Origin of the sequence: Streptomyces sp. NPDC051677, assembly GCF_044453465.1 — a bacterium.
In the GTDB taxonomy this organism is placed as follows: Bacteria; Actinomycetota; Actinomycetes; order Streptomycetales; family Streptomycetaceae; genus Streptomyces.
The window spans coordinates 1-15,687 of record NZ_JBITCT010000038.1 but is presented as its reverse complement, the minus strand read 5'-3'; the positions used below and the strand labels follow the sequence as shown (position 1 = coordinate 15,687).

17 protein-coding genes are annotated in these 15,687 nt (G+C 70.7%); 11 read left to right on the top strand and 6 right to left on the bottom strand.

Features of this window, described 5'->3' with window-relative positions; genetic code table 11:
- The first annotated feature begins 23 nt into the window (after positions 1-23).
- The 3 genes from ACIBAF_RS34625 to hypE are packed head-to-tail and all read left to right on the top strand — an operon-like array spanning position 24 to position 2,522.
- A complete protein-coding gene (locus ACIBAF_RS34625; protein WP_399468170.1) occupies positions 24-329 on the top strand; it encodes a HypC/HybG/HupF family hydrogenase formation chaperone in 306 nt (101 codons plus the stop codon).
- Positions 326-1,456: a hydrogenase formation protein HypD gene (hypD, locus tag ACIBAF_RS34620; RefSeq protein ID WP_399468169.1), complete on the top strand. Its 1,131-nt coding sequence runs from the start codon at positions 326-328 to the stop codon at positions 1,454-1,456. The genes ACIBAF_RS34625 and hypD overlap by 4 nt, the downstream gene beginning before the upstream one ends.
- Positions 1,449-2,522 carry a hydrogenase expression/formation protein HypE gene (hypE, locus tag ACIBAF_RS34615; protein WP_399468168.1) on the top strand — a complete coding sequence of 358 codons (1,074 nt, stop codon included), beginning with the start codon at positions 1,449-1,451 and terminating at the stop codon, positions 2,520-2,522. The genes hypD and hypE overlap by 8 nt, the downstream gene beginning before the upstream one ends.
- A 9-nt stretch (positions 2,523-2,531) precedes the next feature.
- Here the strand turns inward: hypE and ACIBAF_RS34610 are convergent, their stop codons facing one another.
- Positions 2,532-2,894: a hypothetical protein gene (locus ACIBAF_RS34610; protein WP_399468167.1), complete on the bottom strand. Its 363-nt coding sequence runs from the start codon at positions 2,892-2,894 to the stop codon at positions 2,532-2,534.
- A gap of 159 nt (positions 2,895-3,053) precedes the next feature.
- Here ACIBAF_RS34610 and ACIBAF_RS34605 point away from each other — a divergent pair, with 159 nt between their 5' ends.
- The 3 genes from ACIBAF_RS34605 (at position 3,054) to msrA (ending at position 5,624) form a co-directional block, all read left to right on the top strand.
- Positions 3,054-3,767, top strand: coding sequence for a GntR family transcriptional regulator (locus ACIBAF_RS34605; protein WP_399468166.1), 714 nt, complete (start codon positions 3,054-3,056; stop codon positions 3,765-3,767).
- A gap of 41 nt (positions 3,768-3,808) precedes the next feature.
- Positions 3,809-4,975: an NAD(P)/FAD-dependent oxidoreductase gene (locus tag ACIBAF_RS34600; protein ID WP_399468165.1), complete on the top strand. Its 1,167-nt coding sequence runs from the start codon at positions 3,809-3,811 to the stop codon at positions 4,973-4,975.
- Positions 4,976-5,111: 136 nt separating this feature from the next.
- Positions 5,112-5,624 carry a peptide-methionine (S)-S-oxide reductase MsrA gene (gene msrA / locus ACIBAF_RS34595; protein WP_399468164.1) on the top strand — a complete coding sequence of 171 codons (513 nt, stop codon included), beginning with the start codon at positions 5,112-5,114 and terminating at the stop codon, positions 5,622-5,624.
- A gap of 98 nt (positions 5,625-5,722) precedes the next feature.
- Here the strand turns inward: msrA and ACIBAF_RS34590 are convergent, their stop codons facing one another.
- Positions 5,723-6,511 carry an IclR family transcriptional regulator gene (locus ACIBAF_RS34590; RefSeq protein ID WP_399468163.1) on the bottom strand — a complete coding sequence of 263 codons (789 nt, stop codon included), beginning with the start codon at positions 6,509-6,511 and terminating at the stop codon, positions 5,723-5,725.
- A gap of 114 nt (positions 6,512-6,625) precedes the next feature.
- On the opposite strand from ACIBAF_RS34590, the gene ACIBAF_RS34585 reads away from it, so the two are divergent.
- The 3 genes from ACIBAF_RS34585 to ACIBAF_RS34575 all read left to right on the top strand — a co-directional run bounded on the left by ACIBAF_RS34585 (position 6,626) and on the right by ACIBAF_RS34575 (position 10,489).
- Positions 6,626-7,585 carry a 5-dehydro-4-deoxyglucarate dehydratase gene (locus ACIBAF_RS34585; protein ID WP_399468162.1) on the top strand — a complete coding sequence of 320 codons (960 nt, stop codon included), beginning with the start codon at positions 6,626-6,628 and terminating at the stop codon, positions 7,583-7,585.
- Between the two features lie 160 nt (positions 7,586-7,745).
- The gene (locus ACIBAF_RS34580; protein ID WP_399468161.1) at positions 7,746-9,083 is read left to right on the top strand and encodes a gluconate:H+ symporter; all 1,338 of its coding nucleotides are present in this window, start codon (positions 7,746-7,748) and stop codon (positions 9,081-9,083) included.
- Between the two features lie 74 nt (positions 9,084-9,157).
- Positions 9,158-10,489, top strand: coding sequence for an enolase C-terminal domain-like protein (locus ACIBAF_RS34575; protein ID WP_399468160.1), 1,332 nt, complete (start codon positions 9,158-9,160; stop codon positions 10,487-10,489).
- 87 nt (positions 10,490-10,576) lie between these two features.
- Here the strand turns inward: ACIBAF_RS34575 and ACIBAF_RS34570 are convergent, their stop codons facing one another.
- Positions 10,577-11,359, bottom strand: coding sequence for an IclR family transcriptional regulator (locus ACIBAF_RS34570; RefSeq protein ID WP_399468159.1), 783 nt, complete (start codon positions 11,357-11,359; stop codon positions 10,577-10,579).
- Positions 11,360-11,518: 159 nt separating this feature from the next.
- On the opposite strand from ACIBAF_RS34570, the gene ACIBAF_RS34565 reads away from it, so the two are divergent.
- Complete coding sequence (locus tag ACIBAF_RS34565) at positions 11,519-12,229, top strand: CoA transferase subunit A (RefSeq protein WP_399468158.1); 711 nt, start codon at positions 11,519-11,521, stop codon at positions 12,227-12,229.
- A gap of 33 nt (positions 12,230-12,262) precedes the next feature.
- The gene (locus ACIBAF_RS34560; RefSeq protein ID WP_399468267.1) at positions 12,263-12,922 is read left to right on the top strand and encodes a 3-oxoacid CoA-transferase subunit B; all 660 of its coding nucleotides are present in this window, start codon (positions 12,263-12,265) and stop codon (positions 12,920-12,922) included.
- A gap of 254 nt (positions 12,923-13,176) precedes the next feature.
- Here ACIBAF_RS34560 and ACIBAF_RS34555 read toward each other — a convergent pair whose 3' ends face one another.
- The 3 genes from ACIBAF_RS34555 to ACIBAF_RS34545 form a co-directional block, all read right to left on the bottom strand.
- Positions 13,177-14,190 carry an aldo/keto reductase gene (locus ACIBAF_RS34555; protein WP_399468157.1) on the bottom strand — a complete coding sequence of 338 codons (1,014 nt, stop codon included), beginning with the start codon at positions 14,188-14,190 and terminating at the stop codon, positions 13,177-13,179.
- 5 nt (positions 14,191-14,195) lie between these two features.
- On the bottom strand, positions 14,196-14,954 hold the full coding sequence (locus ACIBAF_RS34550; protein ID WP_399468156.1) for an SDR family NAD(P)-dependent oxidoreductase: 759 nt from the start codon (positions 14,952-14,954) through the stop codon (positions 14,196-14,198).
- The coding region (locus ACIBAF_RS34545; RefSeq protein WP_399468155.1) for an enolase C-terminal domain-like protein at positions 14,951-15,687 on the bottom strand (737 nt) is incomplete at its 5' end. The genes ACIBAF_RS34550 and ACIBAF_RS34545, both read right to left, overlap by 4 nt.

Below are 15,687 nucleotides of genomic sequence, written 5' to 3'. Positions count from 1 at the left end.
CGACCGACAGCGAGGAGAGGCTCATGTGCCTGGCGGTACCCGGCAGAGTGCTGGACATCGAGGAGCGGGACGGCGCCCGGATGGCCACCGTCGACTTCGGCGGCGTGGTCAAGGAGGTGTGCCTGGAGTACCTGCCCGACCTTCAGGTCGGCGAGTACGCCATCGTCCACGTCGGGTTCGCCCTGCAACGGCTGGACGAGGAGTCGGCGCGGCACACGCTCGAACTCTTCGCCGAACTCGGCATGTTGCAGGAGGAGTTCGGTGACGCCTGGGAGATGGCGGCGGCGGAGGCGGGGTCGGACCCGATGGAAGAGGTGCGCAACCAGTGAAGTACATCGACGAGTTCCAGGACCCGGAGCTGGCCCGTCGGCTCCTCGACGACATCCATGCCACGGTCACCAGGCCGTGGGCCCTGATGGAGGTGTGCGGCGGGCAGACGCACAGCATCATCCGCCACGGCATCGACCAACTCCTGCCCGATCAGGTCGAGTTGATCCACGGACCCGGCTGTCCGGTGTGCGTGACCCCGCTGGAGGTCATCGACAAGGCGCTGGAGATCGCCTCCCGACCGGAGGTCATCTTCTGCTCCTTCGGCGACATGCTGCGCGTGCCGGGCACCGGGCGGGACCTGTTCCAGGTCCGCGGGGAAGGCGGGGACGTGCGCGTCGTCTACTCGCCGCTCGACGCCCTGCGGATCGCGCGGCAGAACCCGGACCGCGAGGTGGTGTTCTTCGGCATCGGCTTCGAGACGACGGCGCCCCCCAACGCCATGACGGTCCATCAGGCCCGGAAGCTGGGCATCCCGAACTTCAGCATGCTGGTGTCCCACGTCCGTGTCCCGCCGGCCATCGAGGCGATCATGTCCTCGCCGAGCTGCCGCGTGCAGGGCTTCCTCGCGGCCGGCCACGTCTGCAGCGTGATGGGCGTGGGGGAGTACCCGGAACTGGCGGAGCGCTTCCGGGTGCCGATCGTCGTGACGGGCTTCGAGCCGCTGGACATCCTCGAAGGCGTGCGCCGGGCCGTCCGCCAGCTGGAACGCGGTGAGCACACCGTCGACAACGCCTACGCCCGTGCCGTCCGACCGGAGGGCAACCCGGCCGCCCGGGCCATGCTGGAGGACGTCTTCGAGGTCACCGACCGTGCCTGGCGCGGCATCGGGGTGATCCCCGACAGCGGCTGGCGGCTGTCGCCGAAGTACCGCGACCACGACGCCGAGCACCGCTTCTCGGTCAGCGGGATCCAGACCGCCGAACCGGCCGAGTGCCGCAGCGGAGAGGTCCTGCAGGGGCTGCTCAAGCCGCACGAGTGCGAGGCCTTCGGCACCCTGTGCACCCCGCGCACGCCCCTGGGAGCCACGATGGTCTCCAGCGAGGGCGCCTGCGCGGCCTACTACCTCTACCGGCGGCTGGACACGCCCATCACCACGACGGTCCGGGAGGCGAGCCCCGTTGTCTGACACCACCGGTCTCCCCGCCCTCGACGTCGAGGGGTGGACCTGCCCGGCGCCCCTGCGCGACCGGCCCCGGGTCGTCATGGGCCACGGCGGCGGTGGAGTCCTCTCCGCCGAACTGGTCCAGCAGATCTTCGCGCCCGCCTTCGGGGGCGAGGTGCTCGCCCAGCTCGGCGATGCCGCCGTCCTCTCCCTGGGCGGTGCCCGGCTGGCGTTCTCCACCGACTCCTATGTGGTCCGGCCGCTGTTCTTCCCCGGCGGCAGCATCGGGGACCTGGCGGTCAACGGCACCGTCAACGACCTCGCCATGAGCGGCGCCCGGGCCGCCTACCTCTCCTGTGGATTCATCCTGGAGGAGGGTGTCGAGCTGGACACGGTCACGCGAGTGTCCCAGGCGCTGGGCGCGGCCGCGCGCACCGCCGGGGTGGAGGTGGCCACCGGCGACACCAAGGTGGTGGAGGCCGGCCACGGCGACGGGATCTTCATCAACACGGCGGGCGTCGGTCTCGTCCCGGAGGGCGTCGATCTGCGCCCTCAGCGGGTCGTCCCCGGCGATGCGGTGATCGTCAGCGGCGCCATCGGCGTCCACGGGGTGGCGGTCATGAGCGTGCGCGAGGGCCTGGAGTTCGGAGTGGAGATCAAGAGCGACTGCGCAGCGCTCGGCGGCCTGGTCGACGCCATGCTCGACGTCACCCCTGATCTGCACGTGCTGCGTGACCCCACCCGAGGCGGCCTGGCTGCCGCGCTCAACGAGATCGCGCAGGCCTCCGGCGCCGGCGTGGTCATCCGGGAACGCGACGTCCCCGTCCCGCCGGCCGTGGCCAACGCCTGCGCCATTCTCGGGCTGGACCCCATGTACATCGCCAACGAGGGCAAGCTGGTCGCCTTCGTCCCGCGCGAACACGCCGACGCCGTCCTGTCGGCGATGCGAGCCCACCCTCTGGGCGCGGACGCCGTGATCATCGGTGAGGCCGTCGAGGCGCATCCCGGCATGGTGGTGGCTCGCACCGGCCTGGGGGGAACGCGGGTCGTCGATCTGCCGATCGGAGAGCAACTGCCTCGGATCTGCTGACCGGGGCGGTTACGGGTCCTGCGGATCCACACCGGTCGTGGCGGAAGCGTCCTTGGCGCCGCTGGGGCGCTGGGAGCGGCCTCTGCGTCCGGTGTCCCGCCTGCCCTTCTCGTCCGCGCCGCCGTACTCCTCGCCGCTTGCCGCGCCGCTCTTGGCCGTGTCCCCGGGAACGGACTTCGTCTCCTGGGGTGACTTCGTCCGGCCCCGGCCTCTTTCGCCGGCCTCCTCGGCACGGAAGGAACGCCCGGCGCTCGGGTTGTCCTGCTGGCGCGTCTCGTCCACATCGGGCGACCAGCCGTGCTGTCCGGCGCCCTGGTGACGGCTGGGTCCCTTTCCGTGCGGTGGCTCGGACGAACGTGGTTTCTTCGACATGGTCCGATCTGCCTTCTCATGGTCGGCGGGGACACCGATAGCGCGTGCCCAGAATGAGGCAATTCTCCCCCTTCGTGATGTGTCCGGCACTTTGTGGCCGCCCTCGGTTCTGATGCGAGGGCTATTGACCGGTCAATTGGTCGAATGTACGGTCGAATCGTGACCGTGCCGCTTTACGTACAGATCAGGCGAGAGATCGAAGCGAAGATCCGGGCCGGGGGCCTGCCCCCCGGCGCGCGGCTGCCCACCGAGAAGGACCTCTCCGCCCAGTACGGCGTCAGCCGTGCCACAGCCCAACGGGTCCTCAACGACCTGGCCGAGGCGGGACTGGCGATCCGCCGGCGACGCCATGGAACGTTCGTCGCGGACGTGCGGCGGCAGATCAATCTGCTCAACTTCGTCACCCCCGCAGCAGCCGCGAAGGGCGTGCCGGGCAGACACGAAGTCGTTTCCGCGCGGATCGTCAGGGCCGCCGACGCCGTCCTGACGCTCCCCGGCGCCTCGGCCGACACGGCCGTGGTGGAACTGGTCCGCCGCAAGCTCGACGTACGCGAGGAGCCGCAGTCCGTCGAGCGGCACGTCGTTCTCTTCGCGGTCGCCCCCGACCTGCTGAACGAGGACCTCGAAGACCTCGTCACCCTCCGGTATCTCCAGCGCAGAGGAGTACCGATCGACGCGATCCGGGTCTACCTCGACCCGGTGAGCCTCGATGAGCACGACGCCGCCTTGCTGCACAGCGAGGTCGGAACACCCGCGTTGATGAGGCGCAGGGAACTGCACGCCGACGACGGAGGCACCGTCGAGGTGGTCACGACCCTCGTCCGCCCGGGAACCGCCGAGTTCTTCCTGGAGCTCCCCGTCCCGGCCATGTGAACAGCGTTGTCGCTGCCGCTGCCAGAAAGGATGTGTGCACAGTGAAGGTCATCGTCATCGGTGCCGGTGTGCTGGGCCTGAGCGTCGCTAGGCAACTCGCCCTCGCCGGCGAAGACGTTCTTCTGCTCGATCGGTCGGGAGCCGGCGCCGGCACGACCGCGACCACCTTCGCCTGGACCAACTCCAGCCGGAAGCCCGACCCCGACTACCACCGGCTGAACCTCGCAGGGATGGAGGAGCACGCCAGGCTGGCCGGGCAACTGCGCGGCGCGCCGTCGTACTTCGCCAGCGGGGCGCTGCAGTGGGCGGACGCCGCGAGCGAGCAGTGGCTCGCCGACAACGTGGCACGACTGCGGACGCTGGACTACCCCGTCCACTGGGTCACGCCCGACGAGGCGACGCGGATCGCGGGCGACCTCCGGATCCCGGCGACCATCACGGCCATCGCCCACTTCCCCAGCGAGGGATACGTTCTGCCGGATCTCCTCGTGGACCGCTTACTGGCGGATGCCACGCAGCACGGAGCCGAGTTCGCGATCGGCGAGGCCGTGGCCATCGACGACAGGCCTGACGGGGTGTCCGTCACCCTGGCCGGAGGCGAGGTCTGCAGGGGCGACCGAGTCGTCCTGGCGGCCGGTCGCTGGACACGACAGCTCGCCGCACGGGCCGGGATCGACGTTCCCATGGTGACGGATGTCGGCCGCGGAGCCTCGACCGTCGGTCTGCTCGGGTACGCCACGTCGCCGGAGGTCGACCTGCGCTGTGTGATCCACAGCCCCGGCCTCAATGTCCGCCCCGCGACCGGAGGGCGTGCCGTCCTGCAGGCCCTCGATCTGAACGCCGACGTCGATCCCGAGGACCCGCCGTCCGCGGACGGGGAGATGGCGCGCACCCTCGCCCGGCGGTTCTGCGCACTGCTGCCCGACCCGAGCCGGGCGCCGACGATCGACCTGCGTGTCGGATTCCGGTCACTGCCCGCGGACGGCCACACCATCGCCGGCTATGCCTGCGCGCAGTCCCGCGTCTACTGCCTCGTCTCGCACAGCGGGGTCACCTTGGCGCCGATCCTGGGCCGCCTGGTCGCGGCCGAGATCACGACCGATCAGGAGCAGCACCTCCTCCGGGCCTTCCGGCCCACACGTTTCACCGGTGCCGGGCGCCCGCCCGTGGAGGTGGATCAACGCGCCACCGGTCTGGGCGAGCAGTAGCCGACAGCGCCCGGTGTGGGGGGCGCGGAATTGTTCAGGCCGCTCATGTGCTGTTGTAGCCACAAAGACAGAGACGCCGACGGTGTGCGAGTGAGCAGCGCAGAGGGCCTAGGCGACGGACAGGGAAGGAGCCGACATGGCGGCGCAGACGCAGCGAGCCGTGCTTGCGGGCGGATGCTTCTGGGGGATGCAGGACTTGATCCGCCGGCTCCCGGGCGTGACGGCGACCCGGGTCGGATACACCGGGGGTGACGTGGCGAACGCGACGTACCGTAACCACGGCACCCATGCGGAGGCCATCGAGATCCTCTTCGATCCCGAGAAGACCGACTTCCGCACGATCCTGGAGCTCTTCTTCCAGATTCACGACCCGAGCACCAAGAACCGCCAGGGCAACGACATCGGCCTCAGCTACCGCTCGGCGATCTACTACGTGGACGACGAGCAGCAGCGGATCGCCGAGGACACCATCGCGGACGTGGACGCCTCCGGTCTGTGGCCGGGCAAGGTCGTCACCGAGGTAGAGCCGGTGGGACCGTTCTGGGAGGCCGAGCCCGAGCACCAGGACTACCTGGAGCGTTACCCCGACGGCTACACCTGCCACTTCCCGCGCCCGGGATGGCGGCTTCCCGTCCGCACGGAGGGCTGAACCCCTGCGCCGCCGGCGGAGGAGCGCGATTCGCGCATGACCGCCGGCGGCGCCGTGAAAGGCGCCGTCCAGGGGCAACTGCCACCTGGAACTTGGCCTCAGCGCCAGTCGGGTGCGCCTGAGGCCGGCGGTGCGTGAGTCTCGATCTTCGCTCGTATCTCCCGCATCACGGAGACGATGCGGACCTCGTGGTCCGGGGTCAGCCGGACCACCGGGACCGAGCAGCTGACGGCGTCCGCGGCGGGTGCGTCGTATCTCAGGGCGAAGGCGAAGCCGGCGATACCGGTCACCGTCTCTTCGCGGTCGATGGAGTAGCCGCGCTCGCGTACCTCGGCCAGGTCGGCGAGCAGTGCGGCACGGTCGGTGTGCGTGTTCGGTGTGAGGGCGGTCAACGGACCCTCAGGGATGGGTAGTTCGTCGTCGGCGCGCTCGGCGAGCAGCGCTTTGCCGAGGGCGCCGGCATGGGCCGGGATGCGGCGGCCGACCCGGCTGATCGTGCGCAGGTACTCGTGGGACTCGCGGGTCGCGAGGTAGACGACGTCCGGGCCGTCGAGCCGTGCCATGTGGATCGTCTCGCCGAGGGCGTCCGAGGCCTCGTCGAGATAGGGGCGGACCGCGCGGATGCGCCGGTCGCCGTCGAGGTAGCTGGTGCCGGTGAGCAGCGCGCGGATGCCGATGCCGTAGAGGGAGCCGGTGGCGTCGGCGCGGACCCAGCCGCAGTCGACGAGGGTCTGGAGCAACTGGTACATGCTGCTGCGCGGCACGCCCAGGTCCTCCGCGAGCTGGTCCAGGCGCGAGGGCTGCTCTCCCCGGGCGGCAAGCAGTTCCAGCAGCGCGACGGTCCTGGCCGCCGACTTCACCCCGCGGACGCCTCTGCCCTCCGACATGGGCCCATCGTAGATCCGCGTCAATCCGTGGCTGCACACCCATTGACCCATCTCGTTCACGGACCTAGCCTCCATCTACATACATGGACGGTATCTGCATACAGGGATGGGTGTATGACAAGGGTCAGCGCGGACGTCGCAGCGGTCGCCCAGCGGCTCCGTGACGCTATGGCCGACGGGGTGCTGTCCTTCCCCCTCACGAGCTTCCGGGACGACGGCGGCCTGGATCTGGACGGGTACCGGGCGTACCTGGCCGACCGATTGGCCACCGCACCCGGGGCGGTCTTCCCGGCCTGCGGGACCGGAGAGTTCTTCTCGCTGGACGAGGACGAGTACCGCGCGGTGGTGAGGACGACGGTCGAGGTCGCCGACGGCCGGCTGCCGGTGGTGGCGGGCATCGGCTACGGCTGGGCGCAGGCGCTGCGGTTCGCCCGTATCGCGGAGGAAGCCGGCGCCGACGCCGCTCTGGTGCTGCCCCACTATCTGGTCGGGGCCCCGCAGAGCGGTCTGGTGGAGCAGTTGCGCCGGATCGCCGACGGCACCCGGCTGCCCCTCATCGCGTACCAGCGCGGCCAGGTCGCCTTCACCGCCGACGGCCTGCGCCGGATCGCACGGATCCCCACCGTCGTCGGCCTGAAGGACGGACACAGCGACCTCGACCGGCTCCAACGCCTCACGCTGGCCGCGCCCGACGGCTTCCTCTTCTTCAACGGCGCCGCGACCGCCGAAATCCAGGCCCGCGCCTACGCGACCGTCGGTGTCCCCGCCTACTCGTCGGCCGTCCACGCCTTCGCGCCGGAGATCGCGAACGCCTTCTTCGCCGCTCTGCGGGACGGGGACGACGCGAGTGTGACCACGTTCCTGCGCGAGTTCTACGTTCCGCTGGTCGAACTGCGTGACCGGGTGCCGGGCTACGCCGTCTCCCTGGTGAAGGCCGCGGCCCGGCTGCGCGGTCTCCCGGTCGGCCCGGTGCGCGCCCCCCTCACCGACCCCGGCCCGACCGACCTCGCCGACCTGGAGAAGGTGCTCGACCGCGGACTGAGCCTGGTCGGCGCCGTACGACGATCCCCTTGACGGAGCCGGGCGGCCCGGACCGACCCCGGGCCGCCGCCCGCCGGACTTTCACCTCGCCGCCCCCATGCGCCGGTACGGCGACGCGGAGTCGGCGGAGCCTCCCACCGCCCCCACAGTTCAGGAGCCTCCCACCGCCCCCACAGTTCAAGGGAGAACTGTCATGCCCCTGCTTGTAGTCGGGATCAGTGTCCTGATCCTGCTGCTGCTCATGACCAGGCTCAAACTCAACGGCTTCGCGGCCCTCCTGCTCGTGGCCGTCGGCGTCGCACTGGTCCGGGGCATCCCGGTGGCGACCATCCCGGACGTCCTCTCCGAGGGCATCGGGGGTCAGATCGGCGACACCATGCTCACCATCGGACTCGGCGCCATGGTCGGCCGCGTCATGGGGGACTCCGGCGCAGCGCAGCGGATCGCCGGCAAGCTCCTCGACGCCTTCGGCCCGCGCGGGGTCCAGGCCGCCATGGTGGTCACGTCCATGCTGATCGGCGTGACCATGTTCTACGAGGTCGCCTTCATCATCATCGTGCCGATAGCGTTCACCCTGGTCAGGGTCACCGGGGCGAAGCTGCTGTGGGTCGGTCTGCCGATGTCCATCGCCCTGTCCACCATGCACAGCTTCCTGCCGCCGCACCCCGGCCCCACCGCCGTCGCCGCGACCTTCCACGCCTCCGTCGGACTCACCCTGTTCTACGGTCTGTTCATCGCGATCCCCGCCGGTGCTCTCATCGCCCTGGTCTGGCCCCGCCTGCCGTTCGTCCGGGCGATGAACCCGTCCATCCCCAAGGGCCTGGTCACCGAGCGGGAGTTCACCGAGGAGGAGATGCCAGGCCTCGGCTGGTCCCTGTCCGTGGCGCTCTTCCCCGTCGTGCTGATCGTGGCCGCCGCCGTGACCGACATGGCCACCTCCGCCGAGACCCCGTTCCTGCACACCGTCGCCTTCCTCGGCTCCGCCCCGGTCGCGCTGCTGCTGACCCTGTGCCTGGCGGTGTGGGCGTTCGGACCGCGCATCGGCCGCAGCCTCGAGGAGGTCGGCGCGTCCTGCACCTCGGCGGCCCAGGCGATGGCGATGATCCTGCTGGTGATCGGCGCCGGCGGGGCCTTCAAGAACGTCCTCGTCGAAGGCGGCATCTCCGACTACATCAAGGACGCCACGGACAGTTGGTCCATCTCGCCGATCATCCTCGCCTGGCTCGTCGCCGTCATCCTGCGCATCGCGCTCGGCTCGGCGACGGTCGCCGTCGTCACGGCCTCCGGCGTGGTGCTGCCCCTTCTGGCGGGCAGCGGAGTCCACCCGGAGATGATGGTGCTCGCCGTCGCCTGCGGTTCCATCGCGTTCTCCCACGTCAACGACCCGGGATTCTGGTTGTTCAAGGAGTACTTCAACCTCTCCGTCACCGAAGCGATCAAGGTCCGTACGTCCTACACGACGGTGCTCGCGATCCTCGGTCTGGGGGGCGTCCTGGTGGTCGAGTGGTTCCTGGACGTCCTCAGCCTGTAACTCAGCTTGTAACTCAGCCTGTAACCGGACTGATTCATCACAACTGCCCCATCACGCAAGGGACCTGGACCAGCATGAGCAGTCAGCCGACCGTCACCGAGTTCGCCGTCTATCCCGTCGCCGGCCGCGACTGCATGGAGCTGAACCTGTCCGGCGCCCACGGCCCCTACTTCACCCGCAACGTCGTCGTCCTCAAGGACTCCGAGGGCCGCACGGGACTCGGGGAGGTGCCCGGCGGCGAGAAGATCACCCAGACGCTGCGGGACGCCGAACCCCTCGTCCTGGGTGCGAAGGTGGGCGACTACAAGCGCGTCCTGCGCGAGATCGGGGACCGATTCGCCGACCGCGACGCCGGGGGACGGGGCGCCCAGACCTTCGACCTGCGGACCACCGTCCACACCGTCACCGCCGTGGAGTCGGCGCTCCTCGACCTCCTCGGCCAGCACCTCGACGTGCCGGTCGCGGCACTCCTCGGCGACGGCCAACAGCGGGACGCCGTGAGGGTGTTGGGCTACCTCTTCTACGTCGGCGACCCGGACCGCACCGACCTGGAGTACGCCCGTCAACCCGATTCCCCGGTCGACTGGTACCGCATCCGGCACGAGGAGGCCCTGACCCCGGAGGCGATCGTCCGCCAGGCCGAGGCGACCTACGACCTCTACGGATTCCGGGACTTCAAGCTCAAGGGCGGTGTCCTGGAGGGCGCCGAGGAGGTCAAGGCCGTGCGGGCGCTGAAGGACCGCTTCCCCGAGGCCCGGATCACCCTCGACCCGAACGGCGCGTGGTCCCTGCGCGAGGCGATCGAGCTGTGCCGTCCCCTCGTCGGCACGCTCGCCTACGCCGAGGACCCCTGTGGAGCCGAGGGCGGCTACTCCGGACGGGAGATCCTCGCCGAGTTCCGCCGCGCCACCGGCCTTCCCACCGCGACCAACATGATCGCCACCGACTGGCGCCAGATGGCCCACGCCGTGGCCCTCCAGTCGGTCTCCATCCCGCTGGCCGACCCGCACTTCTGGACCATGCAGGGCTCTGTGCGCGTGGCGCAGCTGTGCAACGCTCTGGGCCTTACCTGGGGTTGTCACTCCAACAACCACTTCGACATCTCCCTGGCCATGGTGACCCACTGTGGCGCCGCGGCCCCGGGCGAGTACAACGCCCTGGACACCCACTGGATCTGGCAGGAGGGCCTGGAACGGCTCACCACCGCCCCGCCGCGCATCGTCGGCGGTGAGATCGCCGTCCCGGACGCGCCGGGCCTCGGCGTCCAGCTCGACATGGACCGGCTCCTCGCGGCCCACGACCGCTACCGGGAGAAGGCGTTGGGAGCGCGCGACGATGCCGTCACCATGCAATACCTCGTCCCTGACTGGAAGTTCGACAGCAAGCGCCCCTGCCTGGTGCGGTAGGCGACGGTTGCAGGACCTGCCCCACGGGGGCCGCAGGAGAGCGCGTTCCGCGCGATGTCACCCTCCGGCGTCCGCTCCGTGCAGCGGTCAGCGCCCGGCCTTCCCGCCGGTGTTCAGCGTGCGGCCGAGCACGTGCGCCTCGCGCAGGAGGAGCGCGCCGAGTTCCGGTCTGCGCTCGGGGCGGAACCTGGTCTCCACGCCCGTCACGGTCAGCGCCCACATGGGCTGCCCTGCACGGTCGAATACAGCCGCGGCCATGCCCCAGCTGCCTTCCACGACGAGTCCGGGGTTCACGGCGTAGCCGTCGATCCGGGTCTGCGCGATCCGCTGGCGCACCGCGTCCGGCGCGTGCGTCGGACCCCACCGGTCGACCAGGTCCCTGTCGGCGAGATAGGAGTCGATCTCGGCGTCGTCGAGGAAGGACAGCACCGCCAGGCCCGCCGACACGACCCCGAGCGGGAAGCGCGCGCCCTCGTACAGCACGAAGGAGCGGATCGGGAAGTCGCCGTCCTCGCGCAGCAGGCACACCGTCTCGTCGCCCCGCCGGGCCGAGAAGAAGGCGCTCTCTCCCGTCGCCGCCGCGAGCCGGTGCACGCTCTCCCGTGCCTGGCGGGTGATGTCGTAGCGAATGCCGGCCACCCCGCCGAGCAGATACAGCTCGGGGCCGAGGAACCAGCGCCCACTGCGTCGGTCGCGGTCGACGAAACCCTCCTGCGCCAACGAGACGAGCAGTCGGTGCACGGTCGGCCTCGGCAGGCTCGTCGCTCTCGCCAGCTCGGCGGTGCCCGCACCGGCCTCGTTGAGCGTCGACAGCGCGCGCAGCAGCGCGCCCATCCTGCCGACGAGGTGAGCTGCCGGGGTCGCGTCCATGCCCTCATCGTACGTTCACTCAGTGAACGCTGTGCGAGGTCCCCGCTCGCCCGTCAACCGGTTTTCCCCGTCAAGAGCGCCAGTCCTTGCATGTCAGAGGCGCGCGAGAGTTGACTCTGCCGCTCGGACAGTGAACGCATCGGATGGGAGGTGGACGAGTTGAGCAAGCTGCGCGCGATCGCGGAAGAAGCCTTGGCCGGCGTGCTGACCGATGGGATGACCATCGCCGTCGGCGGGTTCGGTCTCTGCGGCGTCCCGTACGACCTCATAGAGGTCGTACGCGACAGCGGGGTCACGGGGCTGACGGTCGTGTCCAACAACATGGGCGTCGACGGCAAGGGCCTCGGTCTGCTGCTGGAGAACCGTCAGGTGGCCAAGGTGATCGCCTCCTACGTCGGCGAGAACAAGCTGTTCGCCCAGCAGTACCTGGACAAGGCTCTCGACGTGGAGTTCTCCCCGCAGGGCACGCTCGCCGAGCGCATGCGCGCCGGCGGGGCAAGCATCCCGGCCTTCTACACCAGGGCCGGCGTGGGCACGCCCGTCGCCGAGGGCAAGCCACACGCCGAGTTCGACGGACACGTCCATGTCCAGGAGCGCGCGATCGTCGCCGACCTCGCGCTCGTGCACGCCCACACCGCCGACCGGGCGGGCAACCTGACGTACCGGGCCGCCGCACGCAACTTCAACCCCCTCGTCGCCACCTGCGGCCGGGTGACCGTCGCCGAGGCCGAGCACCTCGCCGAGGAGTTCATCGACCCCGACTCGGTCACCACCCCCGGCGTCTACGTGAACCGTCTGGTGGTCGCGCGCGAGCGGACCAAGGAAATCGAACAGCGCACGGTCCGTTCCCGCGTGACCGTCGAAGCATAGGAGCGACGCATCGTGCCCCGCACACGCGACGAGATGGCCGCGATCGCGGCCGCCGAACTCAACGACGGCGACTATGTGAACCTCGGCATCGGCATTCCGACCCTCGTGGCCAACCACGTTCCCGACGGCGTCCAGGTGACCCTGCAGAGCGAGAACGGCATCCTCGGCCTCGGCCCGTTCCCCTGGGAGGGCGAAGAGGACGCCGACGTCATCAACGCGGGCAAGCAGACGGTCACCGTCATCCCCGGCGCGAGCTACTTCGACTCCGCGACGTCCTTCGGCATGATCCGCGGAGGCCACATCGACATCGCCGTCCTGGGAGCCCTGCAGGTGAGCGCGAAGGGCGACCTCGCGAACTGGACCATCCCCGGCGCCCTCGTCAAGGGCATGGGCGGCGCCATGGACCTCGTGGTCGGCGCCCGCCGCATCGTGGTGCTCACCGACCACGTCGCCAAGGACGGAAGCCCGAAGATCGTCGGCGACTGCACGCTGCCGCTGACCGCCGCCGGCGTGGTCGACCGCATCATCACCGATCTCGCCACCATCGACGTGAGCCGTGACGGCCTGCACCTGACGGCACTCGCTCCGGGCGTCACCGAGGAGGAGGTCCGGGCGAAGACCGCCGCCCCGCTGCAACCGTCCGTGGAGACAGTCGTCCGCTCTGGGCGGCGGGCGTCTCGTACAGGGCGATGAAACGGGCGGCCCTCCGGTTGCGGGTGAAAACGGCGGTGTCGGCCTGCTCGGCCGCCAGGCACTCCAGCTCGCCCGGGGGCCGTCGGTCGGGAAGAGCCGCCGGCCCGTGCCGAGGACGGTGGGGAAGGTCAGCAGCCGGTACTCGTCGACCAGGTCCGAGGCCATCAGCCGGTCCACGACGCTCAGGCTCCCGGTGACCGCCGACGTGTCGGCGTGGGTCAGGGTGCGGGAGGCGACCAGCTTCGGGACGGCGTTCATCCGCGCGGCTGAGGGTCCCCCTGCTTGCGGGGGAGGGGGGTGCCCGGGGCCAGCAGCCCTTCGGCGCGCAGCTCGTCCCACAGAGCGTCCGGGATCGGGCGACGCAACTGCTCCACGGTGTCGCGCACCTCTTCGGGAGAACGGGCCCCGGTCAGCACGCACGCGACCGCGGGGTGACCGAAGGGGAAACGCAGAGCGGCGGCGCGCAGCGGAACACCGTGGCGTTCGGTCACCGTCAGCAGGCGCAGCGCGCGGTCGAGCACAGGCCGGGGCGCGGGGGCGTAGTCGTACGCGGCGCCGGGGCGCGGGGCGGTGAGCAGCCCGGAGTTGAAGACGCCGCCGATGACGACGCTCCTGCCGCGGGCCGCGGCCTCGGGCAGCACTTCGCCGAGTCCGTCCTGATCCAGGAGGGTGTAGCGGCCCGCCAGCAGCACCACGTCGATGTCGGTCTCGCGCAGGAAGCGGGCGGGCAGCGCGGACTGGTTCATGCCGACGCCGATCGCCCCGACCACGCCTTCGGCGCGCAGCCGCTCCAGCGCCGGGTACGCCTCGCGCAGAGCCTGCTCGGCGTGGTCGTCCGGGTCGTGCAGCAGAGCCATGTCGACCCGGTCGAGGCCGAGGCGGTCCAGGCTCGCCTCCAGTGAGCGCAGCACTCCGTCGGCGCTGAAGTCCCAGACACGGTGGTGGGTGGCCGGGACGGCGAAGCCGTTCGCGAGGTCGTCGCCGGCGCCGTCCGCCGGGTTCGGCATGAGCAGCCGGCCGACCTTGGTGGAGACGGTGTACGTGTCCCGTGGGCGGCCGCTCAGCGCGGCGCCGAGCCGTCGCTCCGACAGGCCGAGCCCGTAGTGGGGTGCGGTGTCGAAGGTGCGGACTCCGGCGTCCCAGGCCGCGTCCACGGTGGCGAGGGCGGCCTCGTCGGTGACCGGCTGGTAGAGGTTGCCGAGGCCGGCGCAGCCGAGCGCGAGTTGGGTGGCCCCGACCGTGCTGCCACCCAGGGTCATGGTTCTCATCACGGTCACGGCCGGGCCGCCGGGCGCAGTCGCAGCCCCTGCATGCCGCCGTCCACCGCGAGCGCGGCGCCGGTGACGGACGCCGCGGCGGGACTCGCGAGGTAGACGACGGCGGCGGCGACCTCGTCGGCGCTCACGAGACGGCCGAGGGGTTGGCGGGCGTTGAGGGCGGCGCGTTCGGCCTCGGGGTCGGCGGAGGTGTCCAGCAGCCGCGTCACCCAGGGGGTGTCGGCGGTGCCGGGGTTGACGCAGTTGACGCGGATGCCCTCGCGGACGTGGTCCGCGGCCATGGCCAGGGTCAGCGACAGAACGGCGCCCTTGCTCGCCGAGTACAGGGCGCGCTGCGGCAGGCCCGCGGTGGCCGCGATGGAGCAGGTGTTGACGACGGCCGCGTGCGCGGAGCGGCGCAGATGGGGCAGGGCGGCCCGGGTGGTGCGGACGATGCCGAGGACGTTGACGTCCAGGACGCGTCGCCACTGTTCGTCGGGGTTGTCCTCGACGGTGCCGACGGCGCCGATGCCCGCGTTGTTGACGAGGATGTCGATGCCGCCGAACCGGGTGGCCGCGGTGTCCACCGCGGCGCGTACGGAGGCGTCGTCGCCGACGTCGGCCGTGATGCCGAGGAGCGGTTCGGGTACCCCGGCGGGTTCGAGGTCGAGCACGGCGACCGCCGCGCCCTGTGCGGCCAGCGCACGGGCTGTGGCGAGCCCGATGCCGGCGGCGCCTCCGGTGACGAGGGCCCTGAGACCTGACAGATCGGTCATGCCGCATCCCCCTGCCCGACGCGGTCGGCGACCCAGAAGGTTCCGTCCGGGTAGCGGAACTCGGCGAGGGACTCCTCCCGCATGGCGGCGGAGAATCCGGCGGCGAGCGGTGCCGCGTAGTGACCGTCGCGGATCACCACGGGTGCGGTGAAGTGCTGGTGCAGGTGGTCGACGTACTCGATGACCCGGTTCTCGGTGGTGCCGGACAGCGCGAGGTAGTCGAACATCGACAGGTGCTGTACCAGCTCGCACAGCCCCACTCCGCCGGCGTGTGGGCACACCGGCACGCCGAACTTGGCGGCGAGCAGCAGGATCGCGAGGTTCTCGTTGACGCCGCCGACCCGGGCCGCGTCGATCTGGAGCACGTCGAGGGCGCCGGCCTGGAGGAGCTGCTTGAAGACGATGCGGTTCTGCACGTGCTCGCCGGTGGCGACCTTCACGGGTGCCACCGCCCGGCGTACGGTCGCGTGTCCGAGGATGTCGTCGGGGCTGGTGGGCTCCTCGATCCAGTACGGGTCGAACTCGGCGAGCGCCTTGGTCCACTCGATCGCCTCGTCCACGTTCCACCGCTGGTTGGCGTCGATCGCGATGCGGATGCCGTCGCCGACGGCCTTGCGGGCGGTGCGCAGTCGTCGGATGTCGTCGTCGAGGTCGGCGCCGACCTTGAGCTTGATCTGGGTGAAGCCGTCGGCGACGGCCTGCTTGGCGAGCCGGGTGAGCTTCTCGTCGGAGT